We start from the raw sequence: 24,817 nt of genomic DNA on the forward strand, positions 1-24,817 counted from the left end.
CCGCCGGGCGGTGTGCCGCCGGTGTGCGGGTGCGGGGGCGCGGTGGCCGTTCGCGCCGTTCCCCGCGCCCCTGGAGGGGCGACGGGTGTGGGCCCGGCAGCATCGGCCCCCTGCGGCACCGCGTCCCGCGCGCACCCGCCGGGCGGTGTGCCGCCGGTGTGCGGGTGCGGGGGCGCGGTGGCCGTTCGCGCCGTTCCCCGCGCCCCTGGAGGGGCGACGGGTGTGGGCCCGGTGGTGCTGGCGGGCTGTGAGGGGCGGAGTTCCTGGAACGTCAGTGGGACAGGGACTGCGACCGGCGGGGTTCGTTCGTGGCGACGATCAGGGCTCGGGAGGGCCGGTCGGGGGACCTGCGGCGGTCCACGGCGAAGGCCACGCCCGCCACCGCCAGGCCCAGGACGGCCAGGGCCGCGCCCGCCACCGCCGGTGAGGTGACGCCGAGGCCGGCGGCGAGGGTGAGGCCGCCGATCCAGGCGCCGCCGGCGTTGGCCAGGTTGAAGGCGGCCTGGTTGGCGGAGGAGGCCAGGGAGGGGGCGGTCGACGCCTTCTCCATCACCATCAGCTGGAGCGGGGAGCCGGTGACGAAGGAGGCGACGCCCAGCAGGGTCACCGCCAGGGCCGCGCTCCACGGGGCGCTCATGAGCAGCGGGAACAGCGCCAGGACGGCGGCCAGCGAGGCCAGGCCGGCGAACAGGGTGCCGCGCATCGCGTGGTCGGCGAGGCGCCCGCCCAGCAGGTTGCCGATCGTCGCGCCGACGCCGAACAGGGCGAGCAGCAGGGTCACGCTGGAGTCGGCGTAGCCGGCGGCGTCCGTCAGCATCGGGGTGATGTAGCTGTACGCGGAGAACAGCGCCCCGAAGCCGGCGACCGTCGTGCCGAGCGCCAGCCACACGGGCAGGGAGCGCAGGGCCGCCAGCTCGCCGCGCAGGCCGGTCGTGGGCGCGTGGGCGTGGTCGTGCGGGATCAGCGCGGCCAGCGCCGCTATGGCCGCGAGGCCGATCGCGGAGACGCCGAGGAAGGTGGCCCGCCAGCCGAGGTGCTGGCCCATCAGCGTGGCCGCCGGGACGCCGGCGATGTTGGCCACGGTCAGGCCGAGGAACATCAGCGACACCGAGCGGGCCTTGCGCTCGGGCGCGACCAGGGTGGTGGCCACGACCGCGCCGACGCCGAAGAAGGCGCCGTGCGGCAGACCGCTGAGGAAGCGGGCGGCGAGCAGCCAGCGGTGGTCGGGGGCGAACGCCGACAGGGCGTTGCCCGCCACGAACAGCACCATCAGGGCGATGAGGACCGTACGGCGGGACAGGCGTGCCGTCACCGCCGCGAGCAGCGGGGCGCCGAGGACGACACCGAGGGCGTAGGCGGAGACGAGGTGTCCGGCGGAGGGGATGGAGATGTGCAGGTCGTCGGCGACGTCGGGCAGCAGGCCCATCATCACGAACTCGGTGGTGCCGATGCCGAAGGCACCCACGGCCAGGGCGAGCAGGGCCAGGGGCATGAGGAAGCCTGTGCCTTTCCGGGAAGGGGATCCGTCCGTCCCTCGCGGGCCGGTATGTTCAGCTACGGAACAAATCCTTCCCGGCCCGGTATTCCGGCGGGTTACGGTGTGGTGACCTTCACACGGGCGGCGACCGGCAGATGGTCGCTGCCGGTCTCCGGCAGGGTCCACGAGGTGACCGGCTGGACGCCCGTCACCATGATCTGGTCGATCCGCGCCATCGGGAACGACGCCGGCCAGCTGAAGCCCATGCCGCTGCCCGCCGCGCCCTGCGTCGAGCGCATCTGGGAGGTGACGGCGTTGAGGGAGCGGTCGTTCATCGTGCCGTTGAGGTCGCCGAGCAGGATCTTGCGGCTCAGCGGGTCGGCGGCGATCGCCTCGCCGAGCGCGTCCGCGCTCTTGTCGCGCTGCCGGGCGGTGAACCCGGCCTGGAGCTTGACGCGCACGGACGGCAGGTGGGCGACGTAGAACGCGACCGGGCCCTCGGGCGTCGTGACCGTCGCCCTCATCGCGCGGACCCAGCCCAGCTTGATGTCGACGTCCGCCACGTCGCTGATCGGGTACTTGCTCCACAGCCCGACCGTGCCCCGCACCGAGTGGTACGCGTACGTCGCCGTCAGCGCCTTCTCGTACACCGGGACCGCCGAGGAGGTCAGCTCCTCCAGGGCCAGCACGTCCGCGCCGGACGCGGCGACGGCACGGGCGGTGCCGGACGGATCGGCGTTCTCGGCGTTGACGTTGTGCGTGGCGACCGTGAGGTCGCCGCCGCTGCCGGTCTTGTCGGTGAGCTGGCCGCCGAAGAGGTTCAGCCAGACGACGGCCGGCAGCACCACCGCGATCAGCGCCGTCGCCGACCTGCGCACCAGCGCGAGCAGGAACAGCAGCGGGACGAACAGCCCCAGCCAGGGCAGGAACGTCTCCGTCAGGCTGCCGAGGTTGCCGTAGCGGTTGGGGATGTACGAGTGCGCCACCATCACGAGGGAGAGGAGCAGCGCGAGCACGGCGGCGACGACGCCGCGTCGCCAGATGCGCGGGTCGCCGCGCCAGCCCGCGGTCAGACGTTCCGCCAGGCGCCGAAGCCGGGTTCCCCGGCGCTCGGGTCCCGAGCCGCCGTTGTCCGTCTCCGTCATGTACGCCTGCTGCGCCATACCGTCGCCTCACTGCCTGCCGTGCAACCGTTCGTCCCCCGGGTACGACCCTAGGGGATGATCGGCTTCGATCCTGCCGTCCCATGACGACCGTACGGGCTCGATGACGTACGGGCCGGTGTCACGGGTTCCGGTCGGCGGTCACGGGGACCGCTCTGTGACGGAACGTGCACATTACAGCGGGCCGGTGGGGGAACTGACGGGCCGTAGGCCGGTCAGCAGCGCGTCGACCATCTGCTCGGCGAGGCCCTCGCCGAGGTCGGCGTCGGGTTGCAGGACGGACCGGACGAGCATGGGGCCGACGAGGATGTCGTAGATCAGCTCTCGGTCGAGGTCGGTGCGCAGTTCGCCGTTCTCCTGGCCGCGGCGCAGGACGTCGAGGCCGACCCGGCGGCGGGGGGCGACGACCGCGTTGTGGTAGGCCGTCCAGATCCGGGGGCTGGTCTTCATCTGGGCGCGGACGTTGTGCAGGATCGCCGAGGAGCGGTTGGCCAGTCCGCGCAGGCGCAGCGACTCCAGCAGCACGACCAGGTCGTCGCGCAGGGAGGTGCCGGGCAGTTCGAGGTCCTCCGGTTCGACCGCCCGCAGGACGTCGACGAGGAGTTCCTCCTTGCCGCTCCAGCGGCGGTAGATGGTCGCCTTGCCGACGCCGGCCGTGCGGGCGATCCGCTCGATGGACACGTCACCGAGCGGAATGCCCTCCTCCAGCAGCTTCAGCGTGCCCTCGACGATGGCCCGTTCCACCGCCTCGCTGCGCGGCCGCCCGCGCCCGGGCTGCTCCACACCGGTGCCGCTGTCCACGAGACTCACGTCCGTCCGTCCCTTCGTCGCCCTGGGGGGATTCTCCCGCAGCGCACGGCCCGCGGGCCGTTCCTACGAGGCCGTGCCCGCCAGGTCGGCGTCCTTCGCCGCGTCCTCGGTCGCCTTCGGCCGGCCGGGCAGGAAGAGCCCCACGACCACCGCGCCCACCAGCGCCACCCCGGCGCCCCACAGCGCGGTGACGTGCATCGCGTGCAGGAACGCCTCGTTGGCCGGGTCGACCAGCACCCTGCCGCGCTCGCCGAGTCCGGCCGCCACGCCCAGGGTCGCCTCGATGGACTCCCCGGCCGTCTCGCGCAGCCCGGCGGGCAGCACGCCGAGCCGGTCCTCGATGCCGTGCCGGTACGACGTCGACAGCACGGAGCCGAGGACGGCGATGCCGAGGGCGCCGCCGACCTGGCGGAAGGTGTTGCTGAGGGCGGAGGCGGAGCCGGCCTTCTCGCGGGGCAGGGCCTGCATGATGACGACGCTCGTCGGGGTCATGATGTGGGCCATGCCGGTGCCCATGAGGAAGAAGACGACCTCCAGGGCCCAGATCGGCGTGTCCTCGTCGAGCGTGGCGAACGCCACCAGCGTCGCGGTGATGACGAGCATGGCGGTCGTCGTCGTGGCCTTGATGCCGAAGCGGTCGACGACGAGCCGGGCCCGCGGCGCGAAGATCATCTGGGCGGCGGCCAGCGGCAGCATCAGCAGACCGGTCTGGAGGGGCGAGTAGCCGCGCACGCTCTGGGTGTAGAAGACGGAGAAGAAGGTGACGCCCATCAGCGCGAAGAAGACCAGGGCGATGACCCCGATCGCGGCCGAGAAGACCTTGTTGCGGAAGTGGGTGACGTCGATGGACGGGTGGTCGCTGCGCTTCTCCAGGACGACGAACGCCACGAGGACCGCGAGGCCCGCGGCGGTCGTCGCCAGCACGGTCGGGTCGGTGAAGTCGGCGAGCTCGCCGCCCTTGATGATGCCGTAGACGAGGAGCACCAGCCCGACGACGGACAGGACGACGCCGAGGGGGTCGATCCGGCCGGGGTTCGGGTCGCGGGAGTCGGGCACCAGCCACAGCATCAGCGCGACGGCGACGATGACGATCGGCACGTTGATCAGGAAGACCGAGCCCCACCAGAAGTGGTCCAGCAGGAGGCCGCCGGTGATGGGGCCGATGGCGATGGCGAGCCCCACGCCGCCGGCCCAGATGCCGATGGCCTTGGGCTGCTCCTCGCGCTCGAAGACGTTCATGAGGACGGCGAGGGTGGCGGGCATCACGAACGCGGCGCCGAGGGCCATCACCGCGCGGAAGGCGATGAGCTGGGCGGGCGAGCCGGACTCGGCGGCGAGCGCGGAGCCGATGCCGAAGACGACGAGGCCGCCGAGCAGGACCTTCTTGCGGCCGACGCGGTCGCCGAGGAGGCCGGCGGAGAACAGCAGGCCCGCGAAGACGAGCGTGTACGAGTTGATCGCCCACTCCAGCTCGCTCTGGGTGGCGCCCAGGCCGGTGGGGGCGGGGGTGGAGATGGTCTTGACGGCGACGTTCAGGATCGAGTTGTCGAGGACGACGATCAGCAGGCTCAGCATCAGCACGCCGAGGATCGCCCAGCGGCGTCGGTGCACCGCTTCGGGTATGCGCGGGGCGGTGGTGACGGACGGAGAAGTCATGCCGTCGAGCCTAGAAGAATTTCGATACGAGACCGTCTCGTATCGGAATTCTCTTACTCAGGTTTTACCCACGGGGGGCGCTCTGGTCCTGCCTGGCACGAGGTGCCACCATGGAGGTGGTCCGGGGACGCCGTGAGGGCGCCTCGAGATGACGTAAGGAGCCGTTCCCATGACGCAGCTTTCGGCTGCCCAGAAGAGGCCCTCCGACGGCAGCAAGGCGCTGTACGGGGGCAAGGGCACCCGCCGCATCACCGTCCGCGACATCGCCGCCGCCAAGGAGCGCGGCGAGAAGTGGCCGATGCTCACCGCCTACGACGCGATGACCGCGTCCGTGTTCGACGAGGCCGGCATCCCGGTGATGCTCGTCGGCGACTCGGCGGGCAACTGCCACCTGGGGTACGAGACGACCGTTCCCGTCACCCTCGACGAGATGACCATGCTGTCGGCCGCGGTCGTACGGGGCACCCAGCGCGCGCTGATCGTCGGCGACCTGCCGTTCGGCTCGTACCAGGAGGGCCCGGTCCAGGCGCTGCGCAGCGCGACCCGGCTGGTCAAGGAGGCCGGTGTCGGGGCCGTGAAGCTGGAGGGCGGGGAACGCTCCCACCGGCAGATCGAGCTGCTGGTGGAGTCCGGCATCCCGGTCATGGCGCACATCGGCCTGACCCCGCAGTCCGTGAACGCCATGGGCTACCGCGTCCAGGGGCGCGGCGAGGAGGCGGCGGCGCAGCTGCTGCGGGACGCCAAGGCGGTGCAGGACGCGGGCGCGTTCGCGGTCGTGCTGGAGCTGGTCCCGGCGGAGCTGGCGGCCGAGGTCACCCGTGCGCTGCACATCCCCACCGTGGGGATCGGGGCCGGTCCGGAGACGGACGCGCAGGTGCTGGTGTGGACGGACATGCTGGGGCTGACCGGCGGCCGGGTGCCGAAGTTCGTGAAGCAGTACGCCGATCTGCGGGCGGTCATGAGCGGGGCGGCGAAGGCGTTCGCGGAGGACGTCGTCGGCGGAACGTTCCCGCTGGAGGAGCACAGCGTCCACTGAGCCAACTCCGCACACGGCAGCCCGTCGATCTTCCCCCGTCGACGGGCTGCCGTCTTTTCCCCCGGGGGGCGGGGCCGCGCCCGGGGCGTCCGTTCGGGCCGTGGATCGCCCCCGCCGCCCCTTCCCGTCCCGTCCCCCGGGGGGCTCCGCCCCCGGACCCCCGGCCTGTGCCCACCCACCACCCGACTCGGTCGGTGGAGAGGGTCACCACATCCCAGCCCGTCCGGCGTTTGAGGACGAGGCCCGTTCAGGGCCGACAGCGGGGGTCAGGGGGCGGCAGCCCCCGGGGACGGGACGGGAAGGGGCGGCGGGGGCGAACATCCCGGGACGGCACCGCGTCGGCGGCCGTCGGCGGGCCCCGTCGGCGGGCTGTCGGTGGGTGTCGGCGGCTGTAGGTGACTTGTCGGCTGTTTGTCGGTGGGCGTTGACATCGTCGGGGACATGACGCGAATCGACGATAACCCCAGCGGCGCGGGCAGCGCCGTCACCGTACGGGGGCTGGTCAAGCACTACGGCGAGACCAAGGCGCTGGACGGGGTCGACCTGGACGTGCGGGAGGGAACCGTGATGGGGGTCCTCGGGCCGAACGGCGCCGGGAAGACGACCCTCGTGCGGATCCTGTCCACCCTGCTGGCCCCCGACGCCGGCCGGGCGACCGTGGCGGGCTACGACGTGGTGCGCCAGCCCCGCCAGCTGCGCCGGGTGATCGGCCTCACGGGCCAGTACGCCTCCGTGGACGAGAAGCTCCCGGGCTGGGAGAACCTGTACCTCATCGGGCGGCTCCTCGACCTGTCCCGCAAGGACGCGCGGACCCGCGCCGACGAGCTGCTGGAGCGGTTCTCCCTGACGGAGGCGGCCCGGCGGCCCGCGAGCACCTACTCCGGCGGCATGCGGCGCCGGCTCGACCTGGCCGCGTCGATGATCGGCCGGCCGGCGGTGCTGTACCTGGACGAGCCGACCACCGGCCTCGACCCGCGCACCCGCAACGAGGTGTGGGACGAGGTCAAGGCGATGGTCGGGGACGGGGTGACGGTCCTGCTGACCACGCAGTACATGGAGGAGGCCGAGCAGCTCGCCTCCGAGCTCACCGTCGTCGACCGGGGCAAGGTCATCGCCACCGGGCGCGTCGACGAGCTGAAGGCGCGGGTGGGCGGCCGGACGCTGCGCGTGCGGCCCTCCGATCCGGCGCAGCTGCGGCCCCTGGCCCGCGCCCTGGACGACCTGGGCATCACCGGCCTGGCCGGCACCGTCGTGGACGCCGAGCGCGGCTCGGTGCTGGTGCCGGTGCTCAGCGACGAGCAGCTCACCGCGGTGGTCGGCGCGGTCACCGCGCGCGGTGTCACGCTCGCCTCCCTCACCACCGAACTCCCCAGCCTGGACGAGGTGTTCCTGTCCCTCACCGGCCACCGTGCCAGTGCCCCGCAGGACGCCGTGCCCGCCGACACCCGCGAGGAGGTCGCCGTATGAGCGCCGCCACCGTCACCCCGAGCCCGGCCGCCGTGAAGGCCGTCGACGCGCCCATCCCGCTCCGGGCCCATCTGCGGCACACCGGCGCGCTCGTGCGGCGCAACCTGCTGTGGATCCGGCAGGACCCGGAGTCGATGTTCGACGCCGTCCTCTTCCCGGTCGTCTTCACGCTGCTGTTCGTGTACGTCTTCGGCGGCTCCATCGGCCAGTCGCTGGGCGGCGGGCAGCAGGCGTACGTCCAGTACGTCGTGCCCGGGCTGATGGCCATGATGGGGATGAACATGGCGCAGGGCGTGGGCACCGGCTTCAACCAGGACTTCAACTCCGGTGTGATGGACCGCTTCCGGTCCCTGCCCATCGGGCGCGGCTCCGTGCTCTTCGCGAAGATCGCGGTGGAGCTGATGCGGATGCTGTTCGCGACGGTGGTGCTGCTGGTCGTCGCGCTGCTGGTGGGCTTCGACATCACGAACTGGGCCGGACTGCTGGCCTCCATAGGGCTGTCCGCCGTGTTCGGGTCGGCCCTGATGTGGGTGTTCCTCACGCTCGGCGTGGTGATGAAGAGCGCGCAGTCGGTGCAGGCGATGGGGTTCCTGGTGCTGATGCCGTTGCAGTTCGGCTCGTCGATCTTCGCGCCGACGTCCTCGATGCCGGGCTGGCTGCGCGCCTTCACCGACTACAACCCGCTGTCCGCGCTGGCGGACGCCGCGCGCGGGCTGATGATCGGCGGCCCCGTCGCGCACGACCTGTGGGTGACGCTGGCCTGGTCGGCGGCGCTCACCGCGGTGATGGCGCCGGTCGCGGTCCACAAGTTCCGTACCAAGCACTGAGCGCTCGCGGAACGGTTCGCTCACACCAGGGCGGCGGCCTCCTCGTAGGAGAGGCCGCCGCCCTCGGCGTACGCCGCCTCGTACGCCTCGTCGCCGAGCGCGGCGCGGGCCGCGGTCCCGGCCAGGTCGCGGGTGTGGCGCTCCAGGCGCGGGGCGATGTAGGCGGGCGGGAGCAGGCTGTCGGCGGTGCCGAGGCAGCGGGCGGCCACCGAGGCGCGGCTGCCGCCGTCGGCACCGGCGAGGACGATCGCGGCGACGGTCAGGAAGTGCGACCGCATGTACGGGGCGATGGCCACGGCCAGCGGGTCGCCGCCCCGCTCCATCGCCTTGCGGACGCCGACCAGCGCCTCCTCGTACCGCTCGTCGGCCGCGTCCAGCCAGGCCTCGGCGCTGAGGATGAAGGCGTCGAAGACGGCGAAGTGCGCGATGGTGAACTCCTCGCGCAGCAGCCGGAGCTGTTCGCGGGCCTCGGCGAGGCGGCCGTCCAGGCCGAGCCGGCCGGCCAGGAAGAGGCGGGCGGCGGGCATGGCCTCGTTGGCCGAACCGTCCGTGCCGGCGATGACCTCGCGCAGCACGCGTTCGCCGCGCTCCTCCTCGCCCGCCTCCACCAGCGTGCTGCCCAGCCGGGCGCCGAGGACGGCCAGCTGGGCGCGGGCGCCGAGCCGTTCGGCGTGCACCATGGCCTCCTCGTAGTCGGCGGCGGCCTCCCGGTGGGCGCCCAGCCGCTCGCGGGCCTCGGCGCGGGCGGAGAGGGCCTCGGCGATGCCCCAGGCGTCGTCCAGCCGGTGGTAGATCTCCAGGGACTCGTCGGCGTCCCGGACCGCGTCGCCCGCCCAGTCGGAGCGGTTGGCGAGCAGGTTGGCCCGCATCTGGAGGCAGTTGGCGAGCTCCCACTCGAATCCGGGGGTCTCCCGGCAGGTGCGGACGTTGGCGTCGATGATGGCGCGGATGCGGTCCATGTCGCCGGTGAGCATCACGGCGTAGAACCAGAGCAGTCCGGGGGACCGGCAGGTCTGCGGGAGGCCGGGCTCGTAGGTCTGGGCGATGACGCGCAGCTTGGCCTGGGCCGCCGGGTTCTGCCAGGCGTCCAGTTCGGTGTCCATGCAGGCGAGATGGGCCAGGTGGACACCGCGCCGGGCCTCGGCGAGGACCTCGCCGGTCATCGGCGGCGGGGCGGCGGTGCAGGACTGCCACACCGGGGCGGCGGGGCGGACGGGCTCGGTGAACGGGTCGGGACCCAGGGCCATGACCTCGCTGCACCAGGAGCGGGCCTCGATGCGCAGGTCGCGCATGTGCCAGTAGACGGCCAGGGAGAGGGTGAGGCACAGCGCCTCCTGCTCGTCGCGCGCGGCGACGGCCCGGCGCAGCGCGGTGCGCAGGTTCTCGTACTCCAGCTGGAAGAGGTCGACGGCGGCGCGCTGGGTGGGGCCGCGCAGCAGCACGTCGGTGGCGCGGGCGAGTTCGCGGTAGTACGTCAGATGGGCCCGCTCGGCCGAGGGGCGGTCGCCGGACTCGTCGAGGCGTTCGCCCGCGTACTCGGCGACGGTCTCCAGGAGCCGGTAGCGCATCGCGCCGTCGGCGGCGGGGGCGGCCACCACGAGCGACTTGTCGACGAGGGAGCCGAGCGCGTCGATGGCGGCCGGGCCGCACACGGCCTCGGCGGCGGCGAGGTCGCAGCCCCGGGCGAACACCGACAGCCGGCCGAGGACCTCGCGTTCGTCGGCGTCGAGCAGGTCCCAGGACCAGTCGACGACGGCGCGCAGGGTCTGCTGGCGGGGCAGCACGGTACGGCTGCCGGAGGTGAGGAGACGGAAGCGGTCGTCGAGCCGGTCGGCGATCTGGCGGGGGGTCAGCATGCGCAGGCGGGCGGCGGCCAGCTCGATGGCGAGGGGCAGGCCGTCCAGCCTGCGGCAGATCTCGGCGCAGGCCTCGGGGTCGTCGTCGACGCGGAAGCCGGGCCGGGCGGCCGCTCCCCGGTCGGCGAGCAGGCGCAGCGCGACCGGCTCCGGCAGCGGTTCCACCGGGCGCAGCACCTCGCCGGGCACGCCGAGCGGTTCCCGGCTGGTGGCGAGGACCGTCAGGCCGGGACAGCGGCCGAGCAGTTCCTCGACGAGCCGGGCGGCGGCCTCGACGACGTGCTCGCAGTTGTCGAGGACGATCAGCATGCGGCGCCGGGCGCAGTGCTCGACGAGGCGTTCCACGGGGTCGTCGTGGCGTTCGCCGGCGACCCGCATCTCCTCGGCGCCGGCGCCGTACAGCACGGTCTCGCGGGCTCCCACGGCGGTGAGGACGGCCTGCGGTACGGCGTCCGGGTCGGCGACGGGCGCCAGTTCGGCCAGCCAGACGCCGTCACGGGTGGTGTCCCGTACGGTCTCGGCGGCCTCCTGCGACAGCCGGGTCTTGCCCGCGCCGCCGGGTCCGAGCAGCGTGACGAGCCGGGCGGCGGCGAGGTCCCCCCGGAGGGCCTCGATGTCGGCCTCCCGGCCGACAAAGGAGGTCAGCCGGGCGCGGAGGTTGCCGGGGGGCGGGACGGAACCGTGCAACGGCGGGACGGAACCGTCCATCGGCGGGGCGGAGCCGTGCACGGGCGGGACCGAGCCGTGCACCGGCGGGGCGAAGCCGTCCACCGGCGGAGTGGAGCCGTCCACCGGCGGGACGAAGCCGTCCACCGGCGGGGCGAAGCCGTCCACCGGCGGAGTGGAGCCGTCCACCGGCGGGACGAAGCCATGCACCGGCGGGACCGATCCGTCCACCGGCAGGGCGGAGCCGTCCACCTGCGGGGCCGATCCGCTCACCTGCGGGGCGAAGCCGTTCGCCCCCGGGGCCGGACCGCCGCCCGCCGCCCCGGCGGCGCCTGCCGGGGTGGCTGCCGGGCCGTGCGCCGGGGCGGTCGGCGGGGCGCCCGGGAGGGGCGGGGAGCCGGGCGCGCCAGGTATGCCGGGCGTGCCGGGCGTGCCACGGGCCGGGGACGCGGCGTCCCCGTTGCGGCCGGTGCGGCCGGCGGAGGTGTGCGGACCGTCGGGGCGCGGGGCCGGGCCCGGCAGCTCGGCCGGGGTCAGCAGTTCGGCGTGCAGGGCGCGCAGTTCGGGGCCCGGGTCCGAGCCCAGCCGGTCGGCGAGGAGGCGGCGGACGTCCTCGTAGGCGGCGAGCGCCTCGGCGGTGCGGCCGGTGTCGCGCAGGGCGCGCAGGCGCAGCGCCTGGAGGGGCTCGTCGAAGGGGTGCGCGTCGCACAGGGCGGTCAGCTCGGGCAGCGACTGTCCGGCGTGGCCGAGGGCGAGGGCGGCGGTGTGGCGGGCGCGCACGGCGTCGAGGCGGCGGGCCTCCCGGCGGGCCGCCTCGGCGGTGCGGTCGGGCAGGTCGGCGAGGGCCGGGCCCTGCCACAGGGCGAGGGCGTCGTCGAGCAGGACGGCCGCCTTGGCGGGGTCGTCGTCGGCGAGGGCGCGCAGTCCGTCGCCGGTCAGCCGCTCGAAGCGGTGCAGGTCGACCGTGTCGGGCGGGGCGGTGAGCCGGTAGCCGCCGTCCACGGAGGCGACCTCCTGGGCGCCGAGGGCGCGGCGCAGCCGTCCGACGAGCGCCTGGAGCGCGCCCGGCGCGTCGGCGGGCGGGTCCCCGGCCCACACCTCGTCGACCAGCAGGGCGGCGGGCACGGTCCGGCCGGCCCGCAGGGCCAGTACGGTCAGCAGGGCACGCAGCCGTGCCCCGCCCACGGCGACGGGGGTGCCGTCGGGGCGGAGTGCCTGGGTGGTGCCGAGGATGCGGTAGCGCACGGGGTCCATTGTCTCCGGTGGGCCGGGGGCCGGTCACGGGGTTCCGGCGGCGCGGCGGACCGGGACGTCCGGCGTTCCCCTTCCGCCCACCCTCGCAGGAACCGACGACCGCCCGCGAGACGTTTTCCCCCTGCGCCCGGTACGGTCGGGCGGTTCCACCCCCGCACTCCACCGCCACACTCCACCCCCGCACCGAGCCCAGGGAGCACCATGACGACCGCCCTCACCCGCCGCAGCGACCGGAGGGTCAGCCCCGTCTTCGTCGGCATCGTGGCCGTCATGGCGGTCACGGGATGGGCGACCTGGACGGGGTTCGCCGAGCAGCCCGGTGTGGCCGTGTTCCTGTTCGTGACGGCGGCGTGGGTGGTGTCGCTGTGCCTGCACGAGTACGCGCACGCGCGCACCGCCCTGCACGGCGGGGACATCTCGGTGGGCGCCAAGGGCTATCTCACGCTGAACCCGCTCGCGTACACGCACGCCCTGCTCAGCGTGGTGCTGCCGGTGCTGTTCGTCATCATGGGCGGGATCGGCCTGCCGGGCGGCGCCGTGTTCATCGAGCGCGGGCGGATCCGGGGCCGCTGGCGGCACAGCCTGGTCTCGGCGGCCGGCCCGCTGACGAACGTGCTGTTCGCCGCGGTGTGCACGGCCCCCTTCTGGCTGGACGCGCTGGACGGCGTGCCCGCCGACTTCCGGAACGCGCTGGCGTTCCTGGCGCTGCTCCAGGTCACGGCGGCGATCCTGAACTTCCTGCCGGTGCCCGGCCTCGACGGCTACGGGGTGCTCGAGCCCTGGCTGCCGTACGGCGTGAAGCGGCAGGTGGAGCCGTTCGCTCCGTTCGGGCTGCTGTTCGTGTTCGCGCTGCTGTGGGTGCCGGCGGTCAACGGCGCGTTCTTCGACGTGGTCGACGCGGCGCTGCGCGGTCTCGGCGTGGGCGACTTCGAGACGTACTGCGGTCAGTACCTGTACAACTACGTATTCAGGGGTGGAGAGGACGTGGCCGGCTGCTTGGCTCGTTGACCTGCGGAAACGACGAAACCCCGCCCACCTGAACGGGGATGGTCAGGTGAGCGCGGCTCGACCGCGCCGGGCAGTCCATAGGGACTCCGCCGACGGGTGCTTCCTCGTCCTCCGGCGTGATGAGCGGGAGAGGGAGGACGAGGAGCAGGTGCCTCCTTCCGGCGTCGGCACGACGTCAGGAGGCAGATCACCGGCCCCGGAAAGGTCGGAGCGGGGACGGTGCGCAGGACGCTAGCGGGGGTGGAGGTGCCGACCTCACCGGCGCTTCCACCCCCGCCGCGCCCACCGCGGGCGATGCACGGGCGCCAGCCGCGGGTCTAGGGAGCGGACGGGAGTCTGAAGTAGGACTGCTGCACCATGCGGAACCGGGTGTGGCGCTCCCCGCGCGTTGCGTGGTGCTGCGCCCACCCAGCCGCGAGCGCGTCGTTGTTGTAGGTGCACACCCTGTTGTGGTCCGGGTTGCAGAACAACCGGACGCGCCCCGGTCCCTCCTGTTGCATGAGTGCCTCCCCGCAGTGAAGGCAACCCTCGTCGTACTGGCCCTTGACGCTCTTCGTGGTGTCCATCGTTGCTCCTCCTGAAGTCGAAGCCCCGCATCCATGACGGACGCGGGGCGTAGCCAGGAGCGTGTCTCAGTAACCAGCGACATCCGCAACGTTTCGAGTATCCGCTGTGTTGTCACACGTCGTTCCCGGTGAGAGCCAGACGGACGCCGAGGCCGACCATCACCGTCCCGGACACTGCACCAATCGCGGACAGGCGGCGGGGCGACCCGTGGAACCAGCCACGCGCCGTCCCGGCGAGGAGCCCCCAGGCCGAGTCGGAAACCAGAGCGACAGCGGCGCAGACGATACCGAGGAGCAGGAGTTGCAGCGTCACGTGCCCTGCCGAGCGGTTGACGAACTGGGGCAGCACGGCCGAGAAGATCAGGAAGCCCTTCGGATTGCTCACTCCGACAACGAAACCCTGCCGGGCGATGCGTCGCACATTCGTGGGTGGCCGCGGCTGCGCGTCCGTGACGGCCAGTTCCCCGCGATGCCGCCACGTCTGGACGCCGAGATAGACCAGATACAGCGCGCCTGCGAACTTCAGCACCGAGAACACCACGATCGACCGCGCGACGACGGCTCCCAACCCGAAGGCCACCAGCACGGCCTGGATCAGCACCCCGCCGTTGTTGCCCACCGCCGTGGCCAGCGCCGCCCGACGCCCGAGTGCCACCCCACGCCCGACCACGAACACCACGCTCGGCCCCGGCACAGCGATCAGCACGGCAACCACGGCGAGGAAGGCCCAGAAGTGCCCGATACCCAGCATGCCGTCAGGCTAGGAGCCCGGTTTGGTACGCGACAACCCCGCGTGGGCCGGTGATCATTCATGCGGGACGATCCCGCTATGCGTGAGGGGAATGGTCTGTTCGAGACCGATCCGGTCGAGAAGAAACGGTCGCAGGCTCGTCCACCGGCGGTGAACAAGCGATTCAGGGCGTTCGACCCGCACCAGGTGCTGCTGCTACCGCCGTCGCTGGACGACTGGCTGCCCGAGGACCACCTGGCCCGGTTCGTCGCGGACCTGGTCGACGACGTGCTCGATCTGTCGCCCGTCCTGGCGGACTACACCGAGAAGCGCGGGTTCCCGCCCTATTGATCCGCGTTCCATGGTCCGCCTGCTCGTCGACGGCTACACCACCGGCGTCCGCTCCTCCCGGGCAATCGAGCGTCGCCTGGCCGACGACGTCGCATTCCGGTTCCTGGCCGCCGGCCAGGAACCGGGCTTCCGCTCGATCGCCCGCTTCCGCCGCCGCCAGCAGTCGCCGCAAGGCCATCGTCGAACCCGTCTTCGGACAGATCACGACCTGCCAGAAAGGCCGCCAGCTCCTCCTGCGCGGCGAGGACGGAGCCCGCGGCGAGTGGCGGCTGCTGGCCGCCTGCCACGACCTCCGCAAGATCTTCCGGCACGCGGGGACCACCGGGCTCGCCGCCCTCGCCGGCTGACCAGCCAGGCCCCCAACCCACGCCACGGGACCTGCCCGCCGAACACCCGCCGGGCAAGACCCAGCCACAGCTGTCAGCGGGCCGCTTGCTCGTTACTGAGACACGCTCCTAGCTCGCGAGCTCGTCGGCCAGAGCCTCCAGCTCCGCCGCAGCGTCGGCGAAGAATTCGGCCGTGACGTCGAACGAGACGCGGGACTCGTCCAGCTTCCGCCACCCGCCGCGGGTCCCTCGTTTCACGCTGACGACGACGCCGCAGTCCGTCAGCAACGCACGCCGTTCGCGGTCGTCGCTCGCCTCCCACATCTGCGCATAGGTGACTGACTGCTCCTTGGCGACGACGCGCGCCTCCGTCTTCGGACGGGCTTCCAGCTCCGCCAAGCGCGCGTCCAGGACGTCGTGCCGCTCCTGCCACGCTGCGACGGCCGCGCGTGCGCGGTCAGCGCGTGACGGACCGGCGGAGCTTCTCGCGCTTGACGTAGTACCAGGTCATGTTGGACGACAGCCCCGCCAGCAGCACCCAGACGACGCCCAGCCAGCTGCCGTGCGCGAAGGAGACGACCGCGGCGGCGACGGCGAGGAGGCAGACGACGAGGGTGAAGAGGGCGAGGCGGGGCATGGGGGTCGTTCTCCTGTCGGGGTCCTGTCGGAGGTCCCGTGGGGAGACCCGTGAGGGGGCCCGTGGGGGGTCCCGTGGGGGTCCCGTGGGGGACACTGCTGGTGCCGTCCAGTGTCCCCCATGCCGGAGCGCGGCTCACACGTCGGTGACGCGCAGCCCCGCGTGCGCCTTGTAGCGGCGGTTGACGGAGATCAGGTTGGCGACCAGCGACTCGACCTGGTGGGCGTTGCGCAGGCGGCCCGCGAAGATGCCGCGCATGCCGGGGATGCGGCCGGCGAGCGCCTGCACGGTCTCGACGTCGGCGCGGGCCTCGCCGAGGACCATGACGTCCGTGTCGATCTCGTCGATCTCCGGGTCCTGGAGCAGCACGGCCGACAGGTGGTGGAAGGCGGCGGTGACCCGGGAGTCGGGCAGCAGGGCGGCGGCCTGCTCGGCGGCGCTGCCCTCCTCCGGCTTGAGCGCGTAGGCGCCCTGCTTGTCGAAGCCGAGCGGGTTGACGCAGTCGACGACGAGCTTGCCCGCGAGCTCCTCGCGCAGGGACTCCAGAGTCGCGCCGTGGCCGTCCCACGGCACGGCGACGATCACGATGTCGCTGCGGCGCGCGGTCTCGGCGTTGTCGGCGCCCTCGACGCCGTGGCCGAGCTCGTCGGCGGCGGTCCGGGCGCGGTCGGCGGCCCGGGAGCCGATGATCACCTTCTGTCCGGCCTTGGCGAGGCGGTACGCGAGGCCCTTGCCCTGCGGCCCGGTCCCGCCGAGCACGCCGACGACGAGCCCGGAGACGTCGGGGAGGTCCCACGGATCCTTGGCGGGGGCCTTCGCGGGGGCGGTCTGTGCGCTGTCGGTAGAGGTCATGGGCCGACTGTACGTGCGCGGCGGCGCCCGGACGGGGCGCGGGGGCGCCGCGGGGGCGCGGCCCCGGGGTGATCCCCGCGACACGCCGGGCGTGGCGGCCGTCACGTTCCCCGGGTCGGGGGAATCGGCGGCGAACACCGGGCGGGGACGGGCGGGTTGCGGCACCATGCGGTCGCATGGACGCCGTACGGGTCGCGCTGCTGCGCGAGGTGCTCGCCGGGACGCAGTGGCTGGGGGCCACGCGCAGGTTCGCCGCGGTGCTGCGCGGGTCCGTGGTGCAGCACGGGGGCGGGCTGCTGCTGGTGGGCAGCGCGGCCTACGAACCGTGGCACCTGGCGGCCCATCTGGTCGACGAGGCCGCCTGGTCGGGCACGCCGGAGCTGGCCCCCACCCTGGTGCGGCTCGACGCGCGGCCCACGGACCCGGCACACCTCGCGGTCGGTCCGGGCCGGATCGACGCCGCCCGGCGCGGCGAGACCCTGCTGGTGGTGTCGCCGGAGGGGGACGCGCCGCTGCTGGAGCGGGTGGCGGACGCGCGGCGGGCCGGGGTGACCGTGCTGGCCCTCGGTCCGGGCGGGGCGGAGCTGACGGCGCTGGCGCACGAGGCGCTGGCCGTGCCGGACGGCGCGGAGCTCGACCTGGACACCGTGCAGCACCTGGTGAGCGCGGCGGCGGGCGAGCACACGGTGCCCTCCCCGCGCGGGCGCCGGCGCTTCCGGGACCGCCTCTCCCGGCTGGCGGAGTCCCTGACCGCACCGCCGCCCGCCTCCTGGTGAGCGCGGGGCAGGCGGCCGGTAGGGACGCGCGGACACGACCGCCGGCCCCGCGCGGGCGGGTCAGTCGTCGTCCGTGGTCGCCGGGGCGTCGTGCCACCGGGGGTCGTTCTCCCACTGGAGGTTGCGCTCGCGGGCGGTCGCCATCGCGTGCTCGGCCTCGCCTCGGGTCGGGTACGGGCCGAACCGGTCCTTGGCCGGGCAGTCCGGCCCCTCCTCGACCTTCTTGTGCTCCAGGCAGTAGTACCACTCGCCCGGCTTGCCGACGGTCCGCTTCTTGAACAGGGGCATGACCAGCTCCTCTCGCCACCGTCATGTTCCCCCATGCCCGCTGGTTAGACTCGCCGCATGTCTGGCCAGTCGCTGCTCGTCCCCGGGGAGCTGTCCCCCACCCGTTCCGTGCCCGGAAACATCCGCCGCCCCGAGTACGTCGGCAAGCCCGCGCCGACCCCGTACACCGGGCCGGAGGTGCAGACGCCCGAGACGATCGAGGCCATGCGCGTCGCCGGGCGGATCGCCGCCCGTGCCATGGCGGAGGCGGCGAAGCTGATCGCGCCGGGCGTCACCACCGACGAACTGGACAAGGTGGCGCACGCGTACATGTGCGACCACGGCGCCTACCCCTCGACGCTCGGCTACCGCGGTTTCCCCAAGTCGCTGTGCACGAGCGTCAACGAGGTCATCTGCCACGGCATCCCCGACTCGACGGTGCTGCGCGACGGCGACATCGTCAACCTCGACGTGACCGCGTACATCGGCGGGGTGCACGGCGACAACAACGCCACCTACCTCGTCGGGGACGTCGACGAGGAGAGCCGGCTGCTGGTGGAGCGGACCCGGGAGTCCCTGAACCGCGCGATCAAGGCGGTCAAGCCGGGCCGGCAGATCAACATCATCGGCCGGGTCATCGAGTCGTACGCCAAGCGGTTCGGGTACGGGGTCGTCCGGGACTTCACGGGCCACGGCATCAACTCGTCGTTCCACTCCGGGCTGATCATCCCGCACTACGACAGCCCGCACGCCACGACCGTGATCCAGCCCGGGATGACCTTCACCATCGAGCCGATGCTGACGCTGGGCACGCACGAGTACGACATGTGGGACGACGGCTGGACGGTCGTGACGAAGGACCGCAGGCGGACGGCCCAGTTCGAGCACACGCTGGTCGTGACCGAGACGGGCACGGAGATCCTCACCCTGCCCTGACCCGCCCCTACGGGGACCGGACACCGCCCCGGACCCGACATTGTGCGAACCCGCTCTCCCCCGGAGGGCGGGTTCCGCGTTGCCGGGGTAAGTTCGGGTCAGAGGTTTTTACCGACCCGGCGTCGGTAAACTTACCGACAGAAGGTCGGCAAGGCGTTGACTTAGGTAAGCCTAACCATAAAAGATCTGAGGTATGGACTCCTTCTCGACAGTCATCCGCACCGCGTCCCACGAGCAGCACGTGGAGGCCGAGACCTCGACGTTCATGAGCGATCTGCTCGGCGACCGGCTCGGCGTCGACGCGTACGCGCGCTACACCGAGCAGCTGTGGTTCGTGTACGAGGCACTGGAGACCGGGACCGAGCGGCTGGCGTCGGACCCGGTGGCCGGGCCGTTCGTCCAGCCGGAGCTGTTCCGCCTCACGGCGCTGGAGCGGGACCTGGCGCACCTGCGGGGACCCGGCTGGCGGGCGGGCCTGTCGGCGCTCCCGGCGACCCGGGCGTACGCGGAGCGGGTGCGCGAGTGCGCCGAGCGGTGGCCGGCCGGGTACATCGCCCACCACTACACCCGTTACCTCGGGGACCTCTCCGGTGGGCAGATCATCCGCGACAAGGCGGAGCGGACCTGGGGCTTCGAGAAGAAGGGCGACGGCGTCCGGTTCTACGTCTTCGAGAACGTCACCAACCCGGCCGCGTTCAAGCGGGGTTACCGGGAGCTGCTGGACGCGGTGGACGCGGACGACCTGGAGAAGCAGCGGATCGTGGCCGAGTGCAAGCGGGCGTTCGCGCTGAACACGGCGGTGTTCCGGGCGCTGGGCGAGGAGTTCCCGCTGTCGGCGTGAGGGCCGGCGAGGACACGACCGGGCCCGCGCCTCCACCGGGGAGGGGCGGGCCCGATGTCGTCTCAGTCCTGGTGGTGGCCGTAGCCGGAGGAGTCGTCGTGGTCCGCGGGACGCTCGCGGCCCGAGGAGCCCTCGTGACCCGAGGAGCCCTCGTGGCCCGACGGACGCTTGCCGTCCGGGTAACGACCGTGCTCGGAACGAGGGTCGTGGTCCGAGGAGGAGCCGTGGCCCGAGGAGCGGTCGTGGTCCGAGGAGTAGCCGTGGCCCGAGGAGCGGTCATGGTCCGAGGAGCGCTCGTGGCCGGCGGAGCGGTAGCTCCCGGGGAGGAAGCCGAGGCCGTCGTGGCAGTTGACGCCCGCCCAGAAGATGTCGCTGGAGACCGTGTCGATCCCGCCGATGTACGAGCTGCAGGAGGCGTGGTCGCCCTTGTCCGAGGTGCGGTGCCCGTCGTCGGCGGTGGCGCTCGTGGCGCCGGCGGCGGTCAGGGCGACGCCCAGGGCGGCAGCGGCCAGGGCAGATCGGATACGCATGATGCTCCTCTCACGGAGGCTGAGTGGTCACGCCCATCGGTCCCCGCTCGCCACAGCGCGCACACGCGGGACCACCCGTACGGAGGTGCGAATGACCACGGACGCCGAGCGGCCGCCGAGCGGCCGCCCTCCGGGCCGCGCCGGCATCGCGACCGCCCCCACGACCGGCGCCGGGACCGACCACGGGACCGTATCGCCACCGGTGTCGCCACCTGCCCGGCGCTCCGGTCAGCGTTCCGGACAGCGCTCCAGGTAGACCCGCCCGCCGATCTCGACCCAGCCGTGCGGCTGAGGGGCCGTCAGGATCTGTGAGCCCGCGCCCTGGGTGATGTTGAGGGCCCGGCCCAGCCGTTCCGTGAGGAGGAGGGCCGCCGCGCCGGTCGCCTCGTCCTCCTCGATGCCGTCGTCGCGGCCGGGGAACGCCCGCGCGCGGATCCGCCCGGCCGGCTCGTCCTCCCACGCCCAGGCGTAGACCCACTCGCCGGGCGGCGGTACGGCCAGGTCGTCCACCTCGGCGGCGGTGGCGTACTGGCGGAGGGTGCGCGGCGGGGCCCACTCGGCGCGCGCCTCGATCCAGCTGAACTCGCCGTCCAGGCGGACGCCGACGACCCCGGCGGGGGTGACGAGTTCGGGGACGTCGAGCAGCCAGGCCGTGCCGACGCAGGGGTGGCCGGCGAAGGGCAGGCGCAGGGTGGGGGTGTAGATGTCGATGACCCCGCGCTCGGGGTCGTCGACGAACACGGTCTCGCTGAAGCCGAGTTTCGCCGCGATCTCCTGCCGGTCGCTCCGCTCGGGCACGCGGGAGCCGTCACGGACGACACCCAGCTCGTTGCCGTATCCGCCGTTGGGCGCGCAGAAGACGCGGAGCACGTCGTAGTCAGTCACGGGGGAATTGAAGCATCGCGCGGGCCATGAGAGCGCCCCAGGTCGGAGCAGGTCAGGTGTCCGAGGAGCGCCTGCGCACCGCGAACACCACCCCGGCGCCCGCGAGGACCGTCGCCGCGGACGCCGTTCCGAGGGCGCCGACCGGTACGTCGGAGCCGGCCGGGCCGGTGCCGCTGCCGATCGCGTCGCCCGTCGCGGCATCGCCGCCCCCGCCGCGCCGCACGGTGACGCGGACGTCGGCGAGTGTCCGGCGGAGGCCGTCGCTGACGGCGTAGGACGCGACGCCCTGCGGGGCGCGGGTCGCGGCGTGGGAGGCGCCGGCCGGGAGCAGGACCGCCGTCAGGGCCGCGCAGGTCACGGCGAGGGCCGGGGGTACGGCGGCGACCAGGGCACGGGGGTGCGCGGGCATGGGGGGTCCTCCGGGGTGACAACCGGTAGCGAATAAAGGTAAGGCTAACCTAAGCTATTTTCCTGCCCGGCTCTTCACTGCCCGGGACCATCGGCGGACCGGAAGGAACGGACAGACAGTGCGACGCTCACCGAGACCGGACGCCGGACAGCGGTACGCCCCGGAGGGTGCCGTATGACCCTCCTGGAGGAGGCCGTCGAGCCGGTCGAGCCCACCGAGCCCGCCGCCGCACCCGCGGCCACGGCCCCGCGCGGGCGGCGCGGGACCGCCGGGCTGCTGACCGCCGGGCTGGTCGTGGGCCTGCTCGTCCTCGTGCCGGTCGCCGCCGGGCTCGGGGCGTATCCGGTGCCCGTCGGGGACGCGTTGTCCTCCGTGCAGCACCGGATCGGGCTCGGGGGCGGGGAGTTGGACCGGGTCGCGGAGTCGGTGCTGTGGAACGTGCGGTTCCCGAGGATCGTCCTCGCGCTGCTCGTCGGGGCCTCGCTGGGGTGCGCGGGAGCGTTGATGCAGGGCGTGTTCGGCAACCCCCTGGCCGAGCCCGGCGTCATCGGCATCTCCTCCGGCGCGGCGGTCGGCGCGGTCGCCGCGATCGCGTTCGGCGTGCACTTCCTCGGCACCTGGACGGTGTCCGCCTTCGCCTTCGCCGCCGGTCTCGGCACGGTCCTGCTGGTGTACGTGATGTCGCGGTCCGGCGGGCGTACGGAGGTGGTGACGCTGATCCTCACCGGGATCGCGGTGAACGCCTTCGCGGGGGCGCTGATCGGGCTGTGCCTCTTCTTCGCGGACACCGCGGCGATCCAGCAGATCACCTTCTGGCAGCTCGGCTCGCTCTCCCAGGCGACCTGGCCGAAGGTGCTCGCGGTGCTGCCGTGCGCGGTGATCGGCCTGGCCCTCGCGCCCCTGTACTCCCGGCGCCTGGACCTGCTGGCGCTCGGCGAACGGCCGGCCCGGCACCTGGGCGTGGACGTGGAGCGGCTGCGGATCGTGCTGATCCTCGTCGTCGCGCTGCTGACCGCGGCCGCGGTGAGCGTGTCCGGGATCATCGGCTTCGTCGGCCTGGTCGTGCCGCACCTGCTGCGGATGGCCGCGGGGCCGGGACACCGGTTCCTGGTCCCGGGCAGCGCCCTGCTCGGCGCTCTGGTGCTGCTCGCCGCCGACCTGGTGTCCCGCACGGTAGCCGTCCCCGCGGAACTCCCCCTCGGGGTCCTCACCGCCCTCCTCGGCAGCCCCTTCTTCTTCTGGCTGCTGCGCAGGACCCGCCGCAGACAGGGCGGGTGGGCGTGACGGCCGCCCGCCCCGCGCCGACCACAGCGCCGACGCCGGTACCGATGCCGGTACCGATGCCGGTGCCGGTACCGATGCCGGTGCCCGTCCTGGTCCCGGCGCCGCCCGCAGCGCCGATGCCGGTGCCCCTGCACAGGCCGGTCCGATCGCCCTCCCCGTCCGCCTCCCTCAAGGAACCCCGAGGAACCCCCGTATGAGACTCCTCCGCCCCCGGCCGGCCCCGCCGTCCCCCGCCGCCCCGGGCGACGTCCTCGCCGAGGCCGAAGCCCTCCACGTCCGGCTGGGCGGACGCGAGGTCCTGCGGGGTGTCGACGTACGGGTCCGTGCCGGTGAGGTCCTCGCGCTCGTCGGCCCCAACGGCGCCGGAAAGTCGACCCTGTTGGCCGCGCTCGCCGCCGACCTGCCGGCCGCGCGGGGCGTCGTACGGATCCACGGGCGCCCGGCGACGGAGTGGACGGCGCCCGAACTGGCGCTGCGGCGGGCGGTGTTGCCGCAGGCGGCGACGCTCTCCTTCCCGTTCCGCGTGGCGGACGTGGTCCGGATGGGACGGGCGCCGCACGCCTCCTCCCCCGCGGAGGACGACCTGGCGGTGGCCGGGGCGATGGCCGCCACCGAGGTGACCGCCTTCTCCGCGCGCCCCTTCTCCGCGCTCAGCGGCGGCGAGCGGGCCCGGGTCGCGCTCGCCCGGGTCCTCGCCCAGCGCGCCCCGCTGCTGCTGCTCGACGAGCCGACCGCCGCCCTGGACCTCCGGCACCAGGAACTGGTGCTGGGGCTGTGCCGGGAACGGGCGGCGGCGGGCGACGCGGTGGTCGTCGTCCTGCACGACCTGGGGCTCGCCGCGGCCTACGCGCACCGGGTCGCGGTGCTGCGCGCGGGGCGGGTCGCCGCGGACGGCCCGCCCGCCGAGGTCTTCTCCGAGCCGCTGCTGACGGAGGTGTACGACCAGCCGGTCGAGGTGCTGCCGCACCCGGAGACGGGCGCCCTCCTCGTCAACCCCAGGCGGAGCCCCTGAGCCGGCCGACACGCCCTCGCGCCGGGGCGAGTCGGGCGGCCGGCCGGGCCCGGTGGCCGGCCAGGTCACGGTGTGGCCGCTGTACCCGGTCCCGGCGTCCGCGCCGTTCCCCGCCCCGGTAGGGTTCGCCTCCGGGAAGGGGAAGGTGAAGACACCTGATGACCAGGGAACGCACCGGGGAACGCAGCCTGACGACCGGCCGTCGACGGCCCGTCAGGCGCGACCGGAACGCAGTCATAGCGGTCTCGCTCACCGCCGTCTCACTGACGGCGAGCGGCTGTGTGGTGGTCCACGGGGAGCGCGTGGTGCTCCCCGCGGCGACCCGGGCCGAGGCCGCGAAGGCGGTCGAGCAGTTCACGACCGCGTACAACAAGGCCGACGCGGCGTACGACGCTTCCCTCGACGCCGAGCACACCACCGGGGCGCTGGGCGCCATCGACGCGGCGCGGCTGAAGGCGGGGCGGGTCAACCACCCGGACGGCAACCCGCAGCACAAGGCGCTGGTGCTGACGGACGTGCGGTACACCATCCCCAAGAAGGCGGGCTGGCCGCGCTGGTTCGTCGCCGACGCGCAGGCCAACAAGGGCGGTGACGTGCGCTGGCTGCTGGTGTTCACCCGCAACCGTCTGGCGGACCCCTGGCAGGCGGCCTACCTGACGCTGGTGGCGCCGGGGGCGCTGCCGGAGTTCAGCAAGGACAAGGACGGCTGGGCGGAGGCGGTGCCCGCCGACTCCGGGGAACTGACGCGCTCCCCGGAGGACCTGAGCAAGGACTACGCGACCTACCTGCACGACGGCGGGGAGACCTTCGCGGACGGCACGTACACCAGCGAGCTGCGCGCCACGCGGGAGAAGAACTCCAGCAAGCCCGGACTGGCCACGCAGTACGTCGACCAGCCCCTGACCAGCGGTGACTTCGCGCCGCTGGCGCTGCGCACCGCGGACGGCGGGGCGCTGGTGTTCTTCAGCACGCACCACTACACGAAGCAGACGGCCGCGGCGGGGGCGACGGTGCCGACGCAGAACGAGAACGTCCAGGCGCTGACGACCGGGGAGGTCAAGCAGTCCCTGACGATGGAGTTCGTCGCCAACGAGGTGGCCCTGGACCCGGCGAAGGGCTCCGGGAACGGCAAGGTGTCACTGCTCAGCCGACTGGAGGGGCTGACGGCGGCGAAGGGCGAGTAGCTCCCTCGGCG

The 24,817-nt window shown here is 73.4% G+C and carries 24 protein-coding genes and 3 pseudogenes; 13 read left to right on the forward strand and 14 right to left on the reverse strand.

The genetic code is table 11. The features are described 5' to 3' along the window. Positions 1-271 precede the first annotated feature (271 nt). From ACFYWQ_RS01475 to ACFYWQ_RS01490, 4 genes are all read right to left on the reverse strand, one after another. On the reverse strand, positions 272-1,492 hold the full coding sequence (locus ACFYWQ_RS01475; RefSeq protein ID WP_389511731.1) for an MFS transporter: 1,221 nt from the start codon (positions 1,490-1,492) through the stop codon (positions 272-274). 101 nt (positions 1,493-1,593) lie between these two features. After that, positions 1,594-2,640 carry an endonuclease/exonuclease/phosphatase family protein gene (locus ACFYWQ_RS01480; RefSeq protein WP_389511732.1) on the reverse strand — a complete coding sequence of 349 codons (1,047 nt, stop codon included), beginning with the start codon at positions 2,638-2,640 and terminating at the stop codon, positions 1,594-1,596. 174 nt (positions 2,641-2,814) lie between these two features. Next, a complete protein-coding gene (locus tag ACFYWQ_RS01485) occupies positions 2,815-3,450 on the reverse strand; it encodes a TetR/AcrR family transcriptional regulator (RefSeq protein WP_389511733.1) in 636 nt (211 codons plus the stop codon). Between the two features lie 63 nt (positions 3,451-3,513). Then, positions 3,514-5,106 (reverse strand): MFS transporter, encoded by a 1,593-nt coding sequence (locus tag ACFYWQ_RS01490; protein WP_389511735.1) that lies wholly within the window; start codon positions 5,104-5,106, stop codon positions 3,514-3,516. A gap of 169 nt (positions 5,107-5,275) precedes the next feature. On the opposite strand from ACFYWQ_RS01490, the gene panB reads away from it, so the two are divergent. The 3 genes from panB to ACFYWQ_RS01505 all read left to right on the forward strand — a co-directional run bounded on the left by panB (position 5,276) and on the right by ACFYWQ_RS01505 (position 8,436). Next, positions 5,276-6,142, forward strand: a complete 867-nt coding sequence (panB, locus tag ACFYWQ_RS01495; protein ID WP_389511736.1) for a 3-methyl-2-oxobutanoate hydroxymethyltransferase — start codon at positions 5,276-5,278, stop codon at positions 6,140-6,142. A 441-nt stretch (positions 6,143-6,583) separates the two neighbouring features. Further along, entirely contained in the window at positions 6,584-7,609 is a 1,026-nt protein-coding gene (locus tag ACFYWQ_RS01500) for an ATP-binding cassette domain-containing protein (protein WP_389511738.1), read from the forward strand. Next, positions 7,606-8,436, forward strand: a complete 831-nt coding sequence (locus ACFYWQ_RS01505) for an ABC transporter permease (RefSeq protein WP_389511740.1) — start codon at positions 7,606-7,608, stop codon at positions 8,434-8,436. Before ACFYWQ_RS01500 ends, ACFYWQ_RS01505 begins: the two co-directional genes overlap by 4 nt. Before the next feature lie 20 nt (positions 8,437-8,456). Here ACFYWQ_RS01505 and ACFYWQ_RS01510 read toward each other — a convergent pair whose 3' ends face one another. Then, entirely contained in the window at positions 8,457-12,212 is a 3,756-nt protein-coding gene (locus ACFYWQ_RS01510) for a BTAD domain-containing putative transcriptional regulator (protein ID WP_389511742.1), read from the reverse strand. Positions 12,213-12,413: 201 nt separating this feature from the next. Between ACFYWQ_RS01510 and ACFYWQ_RS01515 the strand changes: the two genes are divergently transcribed. Further along, complete coding sequence (locus ACFYWQ_RS01515; RefSeq protein ID WP_389511744.1) at positions 12,414-13,220, forward strand: site-2 protease family protein; 807 nt, start codon at positions 12,414-12,416, stop codon at positions 13,218-13,220. A 317-nt stretch (positions 13,221-13,537) separates the two neighbouring features. On the opposite strand, the gene ACFYWQ_RS01520 is transcribed toward ACFYWQ_RS01515, so the two are convergent. Together ACFYWQ_RS01520 and ACFYWQ_RS01525 are read right to left on the reverse strand one after the other, a co-directional pair. Then, positions 13,538-13,786: a hypothetical protein gene (locus ACFYWQ_RS01520; RefSeq protein ID WP_389511746.1), complete on the reverse strand. Its 249-nt coding sequence runs from the start codon at positions 13,784-13,786 to the stop codon at positions 13,538-13,540. 112 nt (positions 13,787-13,898) lie between these two features. Further along, the gene (locus ACFYWQ_RS01525; protein WP_389511748.1) at positions 13,899-14,537 is read right to left on the reverse strand and encodes a LysE family translocator; all 639 of its coding nucleotides are present in this window, start codon (positions 14,535-14,537) and stop codon (positions 13,899-13,901) included. Between the two features lie 96 nt (positions 14,538-14,633). Between ACFYWQ_RS01525 and ACFYWQ_RS01530 the strand changes: the two are divergent. After that, a pseudogene (locus ACFYWQ_RS01530) lies at positions 14,634-15,024 on the forward strand (transposase); the annotation flags it as partial. 4 nt (positions 15,025-15,028) lie between these two features. Next, positions 15,029-15,214: pseudogene (locus tag ACFYWQ_RS01535) on the forward strand (transposase); the annotation flags it as partial. 108 nt (positions 15,215-15,322) lie between these two features. Here the strand turns inward: ACFYWQ_RS01535 and ACFYWQ_RS01540 are convergent. The 3 genes from ACFYWQ_RS01540 to npdG form a co-directional block, all read right to left on the reverse strand. Further along, positions 15,323-15,592: a hypothetical protein gene (locus tag ACFYWQ_RS01540; RefSeq protein WP_389511749.1), complete on the reverse strand. Its 270-nt coding sequence runs from the start codon at positions 15,590-15,592 to the stop codon at positions 15,323-15,325. A gap of 58 nt (positions 15,593-15,650) precedes the next feature. Next, positions 15,651-15,830, reverse strand: a complete 180-nt coding sequence (locus ACFYWQ_RS01545; protein WP_389511750.1) for a hypothetical protein — start codon at positions 15,828-15,830, stop codon at positions 15,651-15,653. A 135-nt stretch (positions 15,831-15,965) separates the two neighbouring features. After that, positions 15,966-16,682, reverse strand: coding sequence for an NADPH-dependent F420 reductase (gene npdG / locus ACFYWQ_RS01550; protein WP_389511751.1), 717 nt, complete (start codon positions 16,680-16,682; stop codon positions 15,966-15,968). Between the two features lie 176 nt (positions 16,683-16,858). Here npdG and ACFYWQ_RS01555 point away from each other — a divergent pair, with 176 nt between their 5' ends. Further along, positions 16,859-17,458, forward strand: coding sequence for a hypothetical protein (locus tag ACFYWQ_RS01555; protein WP_389511753.1), 600 nt, complete (start codon positions 16,859-16,861; stop codon positions 17,456-17,458). 60 nt (positions 17,459-17,518) lie between these two features. On the opposite strand, the gene ACFYWQ_RS01560 is transcribed toward ACFYWQ_RS01555, so the two are convergent. Beyond that, positions 17,519-17,746, reverse strand: a complete 228-nt coding sequence (locus tag ACFYWQ_RS01560; RefSeq protein WP_389511754.1) for a hypothetical protein — start codon at positions 17,744-17,746, stop codon at positions 17,519-17,521. A 57-nt stretch (positions 17,747-17,803) separates the two neighbouring features. Here ACFYWQ_RS01560 and map point away from each other — a divergent pair, with 57 nt between their 5' ends. Continuing rightward, positions 17,804-18,661: a type I methionyl aminopeptidase gene (gene map, locus ACFYWQ_RS01565; protein WP_389511755.1), complete on the forward strand. Its 858-nt coding sequence runs from the start codon at positions 17,804-17,806 to the stop codon at positions 18,659-18,661. Positions 18,662-18,854: 193 nt separating this feature from the next. Next, a complete protein-coding gene (locus tag ACFYWQ_RS01570; protein ID WP_389511757.1) occupies positions 18,855-19,502 on the forward strand; it encodes a heme oxygenase (biliverdin-producing) in 648 nt (215 codons plus the stop codon). Between the two features lie 62 nt (positions 19,503-19,564). Here the strand turns inward: ACFYWQ_RS01570 and ACFYWQ_RS01575 are convergent, their stop codons facing one another. From ACFYWQ_RS01575 to ACFYWQ_RS01585, 3 genes are all read right to left on the reverse strand, one after another. Beyond that, on the reverse strand, positions 19,565-20,032 hold the full coding sequence (locus ACFYWQ_RS01575; protein WP_389511758.1) for a hypothetical protein: 468 nt from the start codon (positions 20,030-20,032) through the stop codon (positions 19,565-19,567). Between the two features lie 228 nt (positions 20,033-20,260). Beyond that, complete coding sequence (locus ACFYWQ_RS01580) at positions 20,261-20,917, reverse strand: PhzF family phenazine biosynthesis protein (protein WP_389511759.1); 657 nt, start codon at positions 20,915-20,917, stop codon at positions 20,261-20,263. A gap of 52 nt (positions 20,918-20,969) precedes the next feature. Further along, complete coding sequence (locus tag ACFYWQ_RS01585) at positions 20,970-21,326, reverse strand: hypothetical protein (RefSeq protein WP_389511760.1); 357 nt, start codon at positions 21,324-21,326, stop codon at positions 20,970-20,972. Between the two features lie 174 nt (positions 21,327-21,500). Here ACFYWQ_RS01585 and ACFYWQ_RS01590 point away from each other — a divergent pair, with 174 nt between their 5' ends. The 4 genes and pseudogenes from ACFYWQ_RS01590 to ACFYWQ_RS01605 all read left to right on the forward strand — a co-directional run bounded on the left by ACFYWQ_RS01590 (position 21,501) and on the right by ACFYWQ_RS01605 (position 24,806). Then, complete coding sequence (locus tag ACFYWQ_RS01590; protein WP_389511762.1) at positions 21,501-22,610, forward strand: FecCD family ABC transporter permease; 1,110 nt, start codon at positions 21,501-21,503, stop codon at positions 22,608-22,610. A gap of 193 nt (positions 22,611-22,803) precedes the next feature. After that, positions 22,804-23,622: a heme ABC transporter ATP-binding protein gene (locus tag ACFYWQ_RS01595; RefSeq protein WP_389511764.1), complete on the forward strand. Its 819-nt coding sequence runs from the start codon at positions 22,804-22,806 to the stop codon at positions 23,620-23,622. A gap of 22 nt (positions 23,623-23,644) precedes the next feature. Further along, positions 23,645-23,842 (forward strand): annotated as a pseudogene (locus ACFYWQ_RS01600) (iron transporter); the annotation flags it as partial. After that, a complete protein-coding gene (locus ACFYWQ_RS01605; protein WP_389511766.1) occupies positions 23,781-24,806 on the forward strand; it encodes a hypothetical protein in 1,026 nt (341 codons plus the stop codon). The pseudogene ACFYWQ_RS01600 and the gene ACFYWQ_RS01605, both read left to right, overlap by 62 nt. Positions 24,807-24,817: the final 11 nt, after the last annotated feature.

This window comes from Streptomyces sp. NPDC003247, from assembly GCF_042888135.1.
Taxonomy (GTDB): Bacteria; Actinomycetota; Actinomycetes; order Streptomycetales; family Streptomycetaceae; genus Streptomyces.